The 13,227-nt window shown below is 55.8% G+C and carries 12 protein-coding genes; 2 read left to right on the top strand and 10 right to left on the bottom strand.

What is annotated here, in order from left to right; all coding sequences use genetic code 11:
• Positions 1 to 16: 16 nt before the first annotated feature.
• The 9 genes from O8B93_RS25220 to O8B93_RS25180 all read right to left on the bottom strand — a co-directional run bounded on the left by O8B93_RS25220 (position 17) and on the right by O8B93_RS25180 (position 8,536).
• The gene (locus O8B93_RS25220; protein ID WP_269712566.1) at positions 17 to 1,054 is read right to left on the bottom strand and encodes an ABC transporter substrate-binding protein; all 1,038 of its coding nucleotides are present in this window, start codon (positions 1,052 to 1,054) and stop codon (positions 17 to 19) included.
• Positions 1,055 to 1,068: 14 nt separating this feature from the next.
• Entirely contained in the window at positions 1,069 to 2,172 is a 1,104-nt protein-coding gene (locus tag O8B93_RS25215; protein WP_269712564.1) for an ABC transporter ATP-binding protein, read from the bottom strand.
• Positions 2,173 to 2,516: 344 nt separating this feature from the next.
• Complete coding sequence (locus O8B93_RS25210) at positions 2,517 to 3,722, bottom strand: M20 metallopeptidase family protein (RefSeq protein ID WP_269712562.1); 1,206 nt, start codon at positions 3,720 to 3,722, stop codon at positions 2,517 to 2,519.
• Between the two features lie 120 nt (positions 3,723 to 3,842).
• The gene (locus O8B93_RS25205) at positions 3,843 to 5,006 is read right to left on the bottom strand and encodes an alpha-hydroxy acid oxidase (protein ID WP_269712561.1); all 1,164 of its coding nucleotides are present in this window, start codon (positions 5,004 to 5,006) and stop codon (positions 3,843 to 3,845) included.
• A 110-nt stretch (positions 5,007 to 5,116) separates the two neighbouring features.
• Complete coding sequence (locus O8B93_RS25200; protein WP_269712559.1) at positions 5,117 to 5,476, bottom strand: RidA family protein; 360 nt, start codon at positions 5,474 to 5,476, stop codon at positions 5,117 to 5,119.
• 13 nt (positions 5,477 to 5,489) lie between these two features.
• Positions 5,490 to 6,272 carry an ABC transporter ATP-binding protein gene (locus O8B93_RS25195; RefSeq protein WP_269712557.1) on the bottom strand — a complete coding sequence of 261 codons (783 nt, stop codon included), beginning with the start codon at positions 6,270 to 6,272 and terminating at the stop codon, positions 5,490 to 5,492.
• Positions 6,269 to 6,955: an ABC transporter permease gene (locus O8B93_RS25190; protein WP_269712555.1), complete on the bottom strand. Its 687-nt coding sequence runs from the start codon at positions 6,953 to 6,955 to the stop codon at positions 6,269 to 6,271. Before O8B93_RS25190 ends, O8B93_RS25195 begins: the two co-directional genes overlap by 4 nt.
• Complete coding sequence (locus tag O8B93_RS25185) at positions 6,955 to 7,674, bottom strand: ABC transporter permease (RefSeq protein ID WP_405049093.1); 720 nt, start codon at positions 7,672 to 7,674, stop codon at positions 6,955 to 6,957. The genes O8B93_RS25190 and O8B93_RS25185 overlap by 1 nt, the downstream gene beginning before the upstream one ends.
• A gap of 7 nt (positions 7,675 to 7,681) precedes the next feature.
• The gene (locus O8B93_RS25180; protein WP_269712554.1) at positions 7,682 to 8,536 is read right to left on the bottom strand and encodes an ABC transporter substrate-binding protein; all 855 of its coding nucleotides are present in this window, start codon (positions 8,534 to 8,536) and stop codon (positions 7,682 to 7,684) included.
• Positions 8,537 to 9,149: 613 nt separating this feature from the next.
• On the opposite strand from O8B93_RS25180, the gene O8B93_RS25175 reads away from it, so the two are divergent.
• Entirely contained in the window at positions 9,150 to 9,788 is a 639-nt protein-coding gene (locus O8B93_RS25175; protein ID WP_269712552.1) for a helix-turn-helix domain-containing protein, read from the top strand.
• Between the two features lie 99 nt (positions 9,789 to 9,887).
• On the opposite strand, the gene O8B93_RS25170 is transcribed toward O8B93_RS25175, so the two are convergent.
• Positions 9,888 to 11,357: a purine-cytosine permease family protein gene (locus O8B93_RS25170; RefSeq protein WP_269712550.1), complete on the bottom strand. Its 1,470-nt coding sequence runs from the start codon at positions 11,355 to 11,357 to the stop codon at positions 9,888 to 9,890.
• Positions 11,358 to 11,904: 547 nt separating this feature from the next.
• Here O8B93_RS25170 and O8B93_RS25165 point away from each other — a divergent pair.
• The gene (locus O8B93_RS25165) at positions 11,905 to 13,182 is read left to right on the top strand and encodes an MFS transporter (protein ID WP_269712549.1); all 1,278 of its coding nucleotides are present in this window, start codon (positions 11,905 to 11,907) and stop codon (positions 13,180 to 13,182) included.
• Positions 13,183 to 13,227 lie beyond the last annotated feature (45 nt).

The following is a 13,227-nucleotide window of genomic DNA, read 5'->3' as shown; positions in this document are numbered from 1 at the left end:
AAACGAATTTAGAACGTCATTTCGCTGACCAAGCCTGTAGTCGTTCGGTCAGTCTGTCGTTGTTTTCCAACCAAAATTCGCTGTTTGGCGGGATCGAAACTTCAAGATTTTTCGGATTTGAAGGGATGTCAACCAGACGTTCGGGCTTGATAGATGCGCTCGCCTCCTTACGCACGACGCCGTAAGCGATTTCGTCCGGCAGCTTTGCCTGGTTTTCCGGCTGGTTGATGTAGTTCAGAAATTCATAGCCTTTGTCCCTACGGGGGGAACCCTTGAGCATCACCCAGTAGTCGAAGGTCTGCATGCTTCCGTTCCAGACAAAGGCAAAATTCCGCTTGTCCGTGCGATTGGCGGCATCGATACGACCGTTGTAAGCCGTTGTCATGACTACCTCACCTGAGGCGAGAAGCTGTGCGGGTTGCGCGCCAGCCTTCCAGAAAACAAGGTCGTTCTTTATCGCGTCTAGCTTGGCGAACGCCCGATCGACGCCCTCTTTCGTCGAGAGCACCTTGTAGACGTCCTCAGGCTTCACTCCATCTGCGAGGAGAGCTCCGGGCAACGCTACGTTCGGCGCGAGGCGAAGGGCCCGTTTGCCTGGGAACTTTGCAACGTCGAAGAAGTCAGTCCAGCCCGTCGGAACGGTCTTCAATTTGTCGCGGTCATACGCAATGCCTTCGTTATACAGGATTGCTCCGACCCCGCATTCCTCGGCGGCGCCGGGAATGTAGACATCCTTTCCACCGAGCTTCTGCCAGTCGATCGACTCGAAGAGTCCTTCTTCGCACCCCAGAAGAATATCGCTCGTCTCGACCTGGATTACATCCCAGCCCGGATCGGCTGACGATGCGCGGGAACGAAGTACGCCAATCCCGCCGTCCCAGGATTCTTCTGCAAGGTCCGTGCCCGTAGCCTTCTTGAAGGGCCCGAAGAAGACCTTCCGCTGAGCATCCTGATATGCGCCGCCCCAAGATACGACTGTGAGGTCGGCCGCTTGCGCGCCGAACGCCATAAGTCCGACAACCATGGATGTCGAAAAAACGAATTTTCTGAACATGCTGATCCCCTTTGTTATAAACCCTGTTTCAATCCGATGGCATCGCGCCTATTCCAGCCGATGGGTACGACGTCACCAACCGCCGGTAACTCATAGGCTCGAGCGTTTGGGATTTTCGCAACGACGGCGCCAAGGGCCTTGTCGTCGAAGCAGACCCTTATGTGATCGCCATGGTAGATCAGATCTGTGCACTCGGCCTGGAGTACGATGGTGTCGTCGTTAACGGCCGGCCGAACGACAACTCTCTCGGGGCGCACGGAAATGATCGCATTCCGGTCGGACGATATGAGATCGCCGGTGCGCACCGTGACCACCGCGCCATTGCGCAATTTGACATTCGAAAGCTGTGCGCCCCACTCGACGAGTTCACCTGCGATCGTGTTGTTCTCGCCAATGAACGAGGCCACGAAAGCGTTGCTAGGTGTTTCATAAAGCTGCTCCGGCGACGCCAACTGCTGTATCTTGCCCGATCCGAAGACGGCGACACGATCGGACATCGTGAGAGCTTCGCTTTGATCGTGGGTCACGTACACCATTGTGATCCCAAGCGAGCGATGAAGCGCCCGTATCTCCCGCTGCATATGCTCCCGCAACTGCTTGTCGAGAGCCCCGAGAGGCTCGTCCATGAGAACGATGGTCGGTTCGAATATCAGTGCGCGTGCAAGCGCCACACGCTGTTGTTGCCCTCCGGATAACTGGGCCGGCTTTCGATCTCTAAGGTGAGACAGTTGAACCGTCTCCAGCGCGCGCAGCACCAGCCTCTGGGTGTCGGCCTTCGTCATCTTTCGAACTTCGAGCGGGAATGCGAGATTTTCTGCGACGGTCATATGCGGGAAGAGCGCATAGTTCTGGAAAACCATACCGATTCCCCGACGATGTGCCGGTGTAAGAGAGAGCGGAACATCGTCGAGATAGATTTCCCCGGACGTCGCCTGTTCGAAACCTGCCAGCATCATCAGTGACGTGGTCTTCCCGGAACCCGAGGGCCCGAGCATCGTGAGGAACTCGCCCTTCGCAATCGAAAGGTCCAGATCTTCCACGATCAAGCTTACGCCGTCGTAGCTCTTGCTGACGCCTTCGAAACGTACAAATCCCGGCTGAAACCCTTGAACCGACATTTCAAACTCCCGGAGCATGCATGATTAATCATGCGGCTGCCACTTTGGACAGGCCGCGATCATCCGCTGCTTTTGTGGGCTCGTATAAAAAGTTCGAGCCGTGTTCCCATTCGGCAATTATACGCCGTTGACGACAAACCTTCCATAGTTTCTGCAACTCGTCAACGGGCTTTCGTACGCCATTTGACTTGGCGACAGATCGCACGAGATTTCTTCAACAAGCTTGAGCGCAGGCGCGCGGAAACAAGCAACCATCGCTCAATGAGAGATGGTTGCTGAACTTTCTTCGAAAACTTTGATGTCACATATGCGCGCGGGTCTAAAACCACCGCTCGCGTATTTTCTCAGGATAGCAACTCGACGGCCATACGGGTGAGCGCCACAGCGCTCTTCGCGATACAATCCTCGTCCGGTTGATAGTCCGAGTTATGCAAGCGATCTGCGCGACCAGATTGGCTCGACCCGATGTTGATATGGAGCGCGGGCATGCGCTCCGAGAAGTAGGCAAAGTCCTCGCCGCCGAAATCCTGGCTTACCTCTACGAGAGGCGCCTCGCCGAATTGCTGCGTAAAAGCCTCGGTCGCACGAGTCACGAGAGCCTCGTCGTTCATCACGCCCGGCACACCGCGGACATAGTCGATATCCACTGTGACATTCGACGCCTGCGCGGCGCCGTTGCAAATCCTCCGGAACGACTCTTCGGCGATATCTCTCGTCTGGGGGCTTCTGCATCGCACTGTTCCTTCGAAGATGCAGGCGTCCGGGATGATGTTCTGCGTTCTCCCCCCGTGGATGAGGCCGACGGTCAGCACTGCAGAGTTCGCTGGGTCCACCTGGCGCGAAACGACAGTCTGGAGTTGCGCGATCATGTACGCAGCGGCCACGATCGGGTCCTCTGCCAGATGCGGTCGCGCGGCGTGTCCCGAAACACCGCGCACGACGACCTTAAACTCGTCGCTTGACGCAGTACTGGCGCCGAGCGTGAGTTGCACCTGCCCGGCCGGAAGGTGTGGCATATTGTGGAACCCGATGGCAAAGTCGCCACCTTCTGCTGCGCCGTCTCGGATCATCGCGGCCGCGCCACTGTCGGCAATCTCCTCCGCGGGCTGAAACACCAGCCGAACGTTGCCATGCAGGCGCGGCTTGAGTACCGAAAGGGCGTTGGCCGCTCCTAGCAAGGAAGCGGTATGCAGATCATGGCCGCAGGCGTGCATGCTGCCTTTCACTGTCGATGCGAACGGTAGGCCGGTCGCCTCTTCGATCGGCAACGCATCCATGTCCGCCCTAATGATAACACACGGCCCCGGGTATTGGCCGGCGATCTCTGCGACCACTCCGCTACGCCCCACTCCGGTTTTCACTTCAAGTCCCATTGCGGTTAATTCGTCCGCCACTATTTGCGCAGTTCGCGTCGTCTCGAAACCCAGTTCAGGATGTGCATGAAGGTCGCGCCGTATTTCGATCAGCCGGGATTCAATATCGGAAACAAGCTCCGAGATACGTGGACCGAGATCGTTCAAAAGTTGGAGATTCAAGTGGTCGCTGGACATGAGAATAGTCCCTCGTGTTTCGTTTGGTTGAGGTCTTGACCGGAACGGATCGGCGGCCGTGCCGGAAGGAGACCAGCCTCTCCGACACCGCAGTCGGCGCGGCGTCTATTCCGTTGAAGCTCAATAGCCGCGATGGAGCATTTTCTCTTCGATATCGGACAGCGTTTGGCAACCACTGAGGTCCATCGTGAGGCCGATCTCGTCAGTCAGTATTCTCATCATCTGCATAGCGCCTTCGCTGCCGGCCGCGGCGGTGCCGTACAGCATGCTGCGGCCAACCAGAACCGCATGTGCCCCGGAAGCGATAAGCTTGAAAACGTCGCTGCCACGTTGCACCGAACTGTCCGCCAGGACTGTCACGTCGTTCCCGACGCTGTCAGCAATTTCCCGAAGGACTTCGATCGGCGAAATGGCGCTGTCCAACATCCGTCCGCCGTGGTTTGAGACTACTATCCCTTCCGCACCGATATCCTTTGCCGTTAGTGCATCCTCGGTGCGCAGTATTCCCTTGACGACGAGATTGCCCTTCCAGTGCTCGCGGACCCGGCGCACGTGGTTCCAGTTGAGGTGGGGCATCAAGTTGAGCGAAGGCCCTCCGCCTCGCTTCAGAAGGTTCTTTCTATATTGCGGCGGGTAATTCGCAAAGTTTGGCAATCCGGTTGTTGCGAAATACCGACCGAGCACACCAAGAGCCCAACCAGGATGCAGTGCTACGTCCAGAACATTCTTGGTCGAAAAGCGAAACGGAATATCGAAACCATTTCTGTGATTGAACTCGCGCTTCGGCATGACCGCAGTGTCCACCGTAAGGACGAGAGTGCGCGCACCCTTCGACCAAGCCCTGTCCAGAAGCTCGTAGGAGAGCTCTTCCTTGTCCCATAGGTATAGCTGGAACCAGACAGGAGCGGTGCTTGCATCGGCTATTTCTTCGACGGACGAGATAGCTTCGGTCGCGGCGCAATAGGGTATTCCGAATTTGGCCGCAGCCTGCGCAAGTTCAATCTCCCCACGATAACGGACAAGTCCCGCGAACGCCGTTGGCGTAACCACGATCGGTGAAACGTAGTTTACGCCAAAAAGCGTGACTGACGTCGAGCGCGGGGCAGTGTCACCCTTCAAAACAGAAGGCATGATCTTGACGCGATCAAAGCCGATCCTGTTGGAGGTCAGGGCATGCTCGTCTTCCGTACCCCGGTCGATGTACTCGAAGATCCCTTTTGGGAGACGACGCTTTGCGATCGCGCGCGCTTCCGAAAAGTTCTGAAAGTCCAATGAATCACGCAATCTGCTATTCCTATTCCTGGTATTGCGAGCAGTGCCTGCAACACGGCTGTCGCAGTCCTCGTCACGTTATTTTGTCCGCGCCTATGCGCTAGGCGACGTTTTACAAACGCTTACGCCTGAAGCGCTTCAACGGCGATTACGGAGACCTCGATCAACACGTCGTCTACCAAACTCGCGCACACCGTCGTGCGGGCCGGGAACGGCGCCTTCAAAATACGTGCATATTCCTCATTGAAAGCCTCGAAATCAGCCGCGTTCGTCAGATGTACCGTGGCCGAAACGATATGTGCAAGGCTCACTCCCTCGCATTTCAACGCCCGCTCGATACGCTCCATAACAAGTCGCGTTTGGGCGGCGACCCCTTCTGGGACATTGCCATTGTCATCCAAAGCCACTTCACCCGATAGGAATAGCAGGCCTGCGGCACGACGAATCGAGGAATAGGGGTAACCATTTTCAAGTGGAGACATATTGATCCCAATACTATCTATTTCTATCAAAGTGGCTGCCGATAAATTCCTTGCATCGGCTGGAGTCCGGATTCGAAAAGACCTTTTCCGGCGTGCCGTCTTCTTCGATCTGTCCCTGATGCAGGAAGACCACCCGTGACGATACCTCGCGTGCAAAGCCCATTTCGTGGGTGACGATGATCATCGTTCGGCCTTCTTCCGCCAGGCTGCGGATTACCTTTAGGACGTCGCCCACCAATTCTGGATCAAGCGCCGATGTCGGCTCGTCGAAGAGGATAGCCTTCGGCCGCTGAGCTAGCGCACGCGCTATTGCCACACGTTGTTGCTGACCACCTGAAAGGTGCGTGGGCCACGCGTCTCGCTTGTGCGCCAGACCTACCTTTTCAAGCAACACCAACGCTTCTTCCATCGCCTCGCGGTGGCTGCGGCCCTGAACATGAACAGGCGCCTCGGTGACATTCTGAATGACGGTCCGGTGCGGCCAAAGATTGAAGCTCTGGAACACGAAGCCCAGATTACGACGGATCCTGCGAGCGGTAGCATTGTCCGATTTTGAGACCTTGCGGCCGCCGTGCACGATATGGTCGTCACCGACGGTCACCTCCCCCGCGTTCGGCGTTTCCAGCATCGGGATGCACCGCAGGAGCGTACTTTTTCCCGATCCGCTCGATCCGATTAGCGAGATGACATCACCGTCCCTGGCAGTCAGATCAATGCCCCGCAGAACTTCGACCGATCCAAAGGATTTGCGCAGCGCTTTGATCACGATCGCAGGTTTCGCATTTGTATTGTTCATCGTGCCTCTCGGAACAGCCAGGGGGAAAGACGGCCTTCGACATAGGCAAAAAGCCAGGTCACAAGCAGGGAAAGCGTAAGGTAGATGACGGCCGCGCATAGGAATATTTCGATAGCACGCCAGGTCTCTCTGACGGCGGCGCTCGCAATTCCGGTGACTTCCATCAATGTGATCGTCGAAACCAAAGCCGTGCCCTTCAACATCGCCACGACTTCATTCGAATAGGCAGGCATCGCCTGCCTCAAGGCGATGGGGAAGCTGATCCGTCGGAAGGTACCCCATGGCGTCATGCCGACGACCTTGGCTGCCTCGTATGATCCGAGAGGAACGGCTCGGAACGCTCCGCGCAGAATTTCGGAGGTGTATGCCGCATCGTTAAGTATCAACGCCAGCAGGCCGCACCAATACGGCTCCCTTAGAAAAGTCCAGAGGAAGCTGTGCCGAATAAAGGGGATCGCACTGAGTCCATAATAGATGACGAATATCTGGATCAGAAGCGGCGTGCCACGAAACAGAAAGACGTAGGCCGAGGCAACGGCGTTGCCCACCAGCGTTGATCTCATAGCATTGAGCAGCAAAGCCAGAATGCCGCCGCCGATCAAGGAAACGATCGTAAGATTGAGGGTCAGCGGGACACCGGACAGGAGCTTGTAGAACATGTCCGATAGGAAAGTGATATTCATTACGTCACCCTCCTTTTTTCACCGTGTCTGACCGACCGCTCCGCGACCCGCGTGATCTGATCCGACAGTGTGGTGATGACAAGATAGAGCACGGCGCCGGCTACTGCGAAAAGCAGGTACTCGCGCGTGGAGCCGGAGGCGACGGCCACCTGGCGCATGATTTCCACCAGACCCGTAACGGAGACTACCGCTGAGTCCTTGACGACACCCTGCCATTGATTGCCCAGGCCGGGAATTGCCGTGACGAGAGCCTGAGGCATGATCACCCTTCGAAACAACGTCAATCGTGTCATCCCAACGACAGAGCCGGCTTCGATGGTTCCCTTCGGAACGGCCTGATAGGCGCCGCGCAAGACTTCCGACTGACTGGCCGCAGAAATCAGGCCCACCGCTAACGCGCCGGCCACGAACCCATTCACCTCGAACGGTCCCTGCATTCCGATCGCCGTTCCAATCGCGGCTACGAATTGCCGCCCGCCGAAGAAGAAGAGGTAGATCACCAGGATGTCGGGGACGCCGCGAAAAACACTCACATAAGCAGAGGCGAATACCCTGATCAGTCCGGAACCGGAAATTCTTGCCCAGGCGACAAGTGTACCGACAAACAGACCGACAAAGAACGCGACCATCGAGACCGTAAGGGTCATTAGCCCGGCCTGAAGGAGGAGCGAGCCCCATCCTCCAGCTCCAAAGCCCACAAGGGACAGCTTCTCAATCATGGCGAACTCAACGCTTGGGAGACAGATCGCGACCGAACCACTTCTTTGTGAGCTCGGCGAGGCTGCCATCTGCAGTCATCTGCTTCAGCCCTTCGTTAATCGGGCCGAGCAACGCCGCGTCTCCTTTGCGGACAACGATACCGGGGCCAAAACCCAGGGTGCCGCCCACGTATCCGGGACCAGCTACTTCGGCGGTATCTTTGTTCTTGTCGACGAAGTCCGCGAGGCTCGTTTCGGCGGCCACGACGGCGGCCAAACGACCGCTAGCCAAATCCTGGTATGCCTGGGGAAGACCGACGTATTGACGGATCTCCACACCGTTCGGCTCCAGGAACTGTTTTACGAAGTTCAACTGAGTACTTCCTGCCTCCGCTCCAACGGCTTTACCTTTAAACGCCGGAACGACCTTCGATTCAAGGAAAGCCTTACCGTCCGCTTCGCCGATGTCGACCTTGGCGTCGCTCGTCGGAATGGAAACGCCTCCGTCCTTTTCCACCACAAATGACGACGCTTCCGAGGTATAGGGAAGCGAGAAGTCCACGACCTTGAGACGTTCATCCGTTATCGTGACGCTATAGATGATGGCGTCGAATTTGCCGTCCATGAGGCTCTGCATCATGCCGTCCCAAGCCATCTGACGCAGCTCGTAGTCGAACTTGCCGCGTTTCGCCAGTTCCTTGAGAAGGTCGATCTCGAAGCCATAGAACGTGCCGTCCGGGTTCGTCATGTCGTAGGGGGCGAAATCCCCGCCTGTGACAAACACGTATTTTTTAGGGGACTCGGAGAACGCTACACCGGGTAAGGCCGTACTGATCGCTGCTGCAGTCATCAGTTTTACGAAGTCGCTTCTTCTCATTTTCATCGAAACGGTTCCTTTCAGAAACACAGTGGGTTCAACTGATGTTTGCGACCTCCGATCGGCGGTCGACGAATACACCTCTCTGCGACCAGTTCTCGGTCTGAGAACTATCGGGCCTTCGCCGGGAGGCGCAGAGCATTGGAAAATGCTAGGGTCTAAAAAGCTCACCGGCTGTCGGTCATTTTCGACGGTTCAAGCTGTCGTCACGTTATGACGAGGAGCAATAAACAAGGAAGGCAATCCGCCGACAGAGTGATCTGCACCCGAAAGCACTCATTTGATGTTCCCGTATTCTTTTATCTTGCCCAAAACGTAGTTGAATATTTCGATACACGCAATATGTTTTTTTCAACACTTTGATGGCTTCGAAGCATATTCTCATCCATCGCCAATACAGGTCCAAGTTGGGGTTGCAGCCGACAAGACTCTTTCGCATTAGAATGCGTGAGACTGCATTTTGCTGGCCCGGAATACGGCGCGCTATGGAGCCTTACGGGTCTGTACATTCCAAATCGCGAGGTGCAATGGCTACGCTGCGGGATGCCCGTTCATTTTTTTAAACACACTGCTATTGTTCGGTTAGTTCGCCTTATGTAGTTTTGCGGGATCGGTTAATATGGAGAAAGATGTGAAGGTATCCGAGGACAACGAGCAATTCGGCGACGACGAGACGATTCTGGCCAAGCCACGCACGAAAAACGACGCTAGCGATCTAGCGGTAGGCGCCAGACTCAAAGCCGTCCGCGAGCAGGCAGGCCTTTCGCAAAGACAGTTGGCCAAGCGCGCGGGGGTGACAAACTCGACTGTTTCATTGATCGAAGCGGATTCGCACGCGCCGTCCCTTGGCTCTCTGCATCGCATTTTGAACGCCATACCTATTTCCATCGCCGACTTCTTCGCACTCCCCGTTTCCAAGCAGAACGTAATGATCTACGAGGCGCAGGATCTAGCGGTAGTTTCTCGCGGCAAGGTCGATATGCGTGTGCTTGGTGGAGAGCGTCGCGATAAGAAGCTCCAAATGTTTATCGAGCACTATTCCCCGGGAACCGATACCGGAAAGGTTGCGATCCAGCACGACGGCGAGACTGCCGCCTGTATTCTCGAAGGTACCGTCGAGCTTGAAACGGAAGAAGGCGTTCGCCGTATCGAAGCCGGTGGAGGCTTTCAGATTTTTGGACCGCAGCCCTATCGCCTTAAGAACGTAGGCAAAACAGTCGCCGTCGTCGCCTGCGCCGTTACGCCGCCGATGATCTGACATTCGCTCTCCAGCTCTAAACGAAAGAATACCGCGCAAACGGCTTGGCGCCGTCTGCGCGGTATTCTGACTTTACGGAAACCTGCAGCAATAACGCTGTTACACTACCGGCTTCGCGTAGACATCAAGGTCGTTGTCCGCTGCATCAATGATCGCAAGTTCTTGCTTGAGATCGAGGTTCAGGCAGAACAGCCAGTAAAGAACCGCCCCTACGGGAATGCCGACAAAGAACGCAAAATCGACGCCGCCTAGATAGATCGCCACAGGCCCTTGGTAAAACGACAAGTACATAAACGGGATCATGGAAATGAAGGCGAGCGTATAGGCCGCGATGCCGCGCCAGTTCCAGTTGCCGTAGATTCCTCTGGGATTGAAGATCTCAGAGACCGAGTAACGGCCTTTGCGAACCACGAAGTAGTCGACGAGATTGACGGCCGTCCACGGCGCCATGAGGTAGGCCAGTACTGCAAGGATGGTGTAGAACGTTGTGTTGATAAAGTCGGTGGGCAGCAGCACGCCCACGATTGTGGCAGTAATGCCGATGATCGCGATGGTCTTGACACGCAGGCTTCGAGTGGGGGACGTCGCAACGACGCTATCCATGGCGGTAATCAAAGTGAGTGCTCCACCATACACGCACATGCCGTTAAAGATCAGCAGTGCAATACCGCCGACGATGAGGAGAACAGCGCCGAAGCCGTGGACGATCTCGTCTCCAGACTGTTGAAGCGCCATGATAAGGCTATCCTGGGGGAAGAGTGCAGCGCCCACGGCTCCAACAGCTTCCATGGAGAAAACACCAGCACCGGCGCCGAACGCCGTATAGAGAATGATGGATCGATGGCTGGTGTTCGGCGGCATATAGCGGGAGTAGTCCGACACGAAAAACGCCCAGGAAAGCTGGTATGCCAGAGACGCCGAGACAACCATCAGGAACGGTGTGAACTGGAATGTTTCGGTAAGGGCTACTTGCTCTGGAGGGAAGCCAACGCCAAAGACTATTCCGAATGTAAAGACCGCCAGCACCGCGAGAAGCACCGCAGTCGTGTATCGTTGGCCGATATGGAGGCAGTGGTAGCCAAAGATTGCGAACACGATGGAGATCACGCCGAGCACAATGCCGGTGATGCTCGCGCTCCCCAAGGTGAGTTGCTCGGCCGTCGCTCCCATCAGGTTCACGTTGAGAACGACATAGCCCCAGTAAACCAGTACCGCCACGAGCCAGATGAAAATTGCACCATAGCGACCGAACTGCGGACGGGTCTGCACCATTTGCGGCAGCCCGAGGTGCGGACCTTGGCTCGCATGGGCGGCCACAGGAATCGTTCCAAGCACGGTCCCCACCAGCAGGCCGATGAGCGTCCATGCAAGGTTCAAACCCAATGTGATGCCGATCGCGCCGGTGGCGAGACTTAATAGTTGCGCACTTCCCGCGAACCATATTGTCGCTTGATCGGAAAGGCGTCCATGCCTTTCAGAAAGTGGCACGTAGTCGATTGAGCGGTGCTCGATCGCAAGAGCATTTCTTGCGATGGCCGGACCTTTTACAATGTCGGAATTGACACTCACTGACTTGCTCCCCTGTATGTGCTAAGCGCGCAGATACACCTGTCGGAAAGACAGACGTCTCCCAGGCCTCAGAAATCTTTGTCGATTAATTACGCTGCCGCCTTGCGCCCCTTATGTATTTTCTTGCAAGACAATACCGGCAGCTTATGTGCAATTTTTTCAACATTCAATATGTTTTTTTTTACGATTACCTGCACCAGACAGTCTTACTGATCGCACGCGGTGCTCCAACTTCGCGTACTCAACAGCCATTTACCCCTAGTCCGAATGATGCAGCGTATCCGGCTTGCCTCTGCGCCAGATGGCCGTGATCAGTGCGTCGGCCAAGCACTGAGGCCAACCTCGTCCATCGGCCAAGCTGTGACGGCGGCCTGACGACTTGCGTCGCATTATTTAGCTCAAGCGCCGTTTCCAACCGGCGCGCTCACAGCAGATCAGAAATTCCATTATTGACGCGCGATAATATTGAAATAATGTTGATTGACGCGCGCTAATTTTCATTTAGGTATGATTTCCACCCGGAGGGGGAAATATCTAGGAGGTTCTCATGAAAGACTTTGACCGTGCGCCGGCACTGGATGCACGCTATTGGAAACTCGCCATTACCGGTGGGATGGCATCATATCTGGATTCGTCAGCCATCATTTCAGTCGGCATCAGTCTCGCGATCTGGAAGACCGCTTACGGAATGGATCCGTGGGCGGTCGGCTTCATTAGCGCAGCTCTTACATTAAGCATCGCCGTGGGGGCGCTGGTTGGTGGTCGGATTGCCGACGTTTTCGGTCGTCGGTTGATCTTCAACCTCGATCTGGCGCTCTATATACTAGGCGTCGTTATCATTATTCTCGCTCCGAGCCAGAACGCTCTCATAGCGGGCGTTATAGTAACAGGACTTGCTGCTGGCGCCGATCTTCCAACGTCGATCGCGGTCATTTCGGAGCGCGCGCCAAAGGATGGCCAAGGCCGGCTTGTGGCGTTCACCCAAGTCATGTGGACAATAGGCATCGTGGTGAGCACCCTTCTGGGCTTCCTCGTCGCGAACCTTGGGATGACTGGCGTAAAAATACTGTTCGCGCATCTCATCATTGTCGCGCTCCCAACATTGCTGGTACGGCTTTTCAGCAAGTCGTTCCAGCAGCTGGAGGCTGAAACAAAGGCGAGGAACACTGTACATGAAGATGAAATCGCCATCCCGCTGAAGACGATTTTAACAGCGCCGCACTTCGTCAAGGGCATTTTTCTGACTGCCGGTTTCTACATTTTCTATGGCCTTGTCGCCAACACATTCGGTCAATTCAAGACCTATTTCCTTGTGACGGTTGGCGAAGCAACCCAATCAACTGCAACGGGCTTCTCGTTTGCAGCAACCTTGGTCGGCCTCGCTTGCGCATCGCTGTTCGCCCGCTCGGCGGACAGCGAGCGGAGAAATCACCTGTTCTACTTCGGCGCTGTCCTGCTGGTTGTCAGTTTGACGGTTGCAGCCTTGTCTGGCGGCAAGATACTCTGGATCATGCTGGTCGTCCTGGTCCTTTACAATCTCAGTAACCCGTTTGCGGGTGAGGCGATCTACAAGGTCTGGAGCCAGGAATCCTTTCCGGTCAACGCGCGCGCAACCGTGCAAGGTTTCACTTACGCCATTGCCCGGTTCGTATTCGCCGGCTTCGCGCTTGTCACGCCGACCATCATAGCCTGGAGCCCTTCCGGTCTTTTCTGGATGCTTGTCGGTCTCGCCATAGTCTCAGCTTTCGTCGGCCACATCATTATCCGCACGACCGCACGTCAGCCGGTTGCAAGTGCGGAAACCCATGCCGAGCAAATCGCTTAGCGGCGCAATCTGCAACTAGCACAACGCACATACGCCAAAAAACCA

Origin of the sequence: Martinezella rhizogenes (assembly GCF_027460065.1) — a bacterium.
Taxonomy (GTDB): domain Bacteria; phylum Pseudomonadota; class Alphaproteobacteria; order Rhizobiales; family Rhizobiaceae; genus Agrobacterium; species Agrobacterium rhizogenes_C.
Note: the sequence above shows the minus strand (reverse complement) of the source record. Positions and strands in the feature narration are given on the sequence as shown.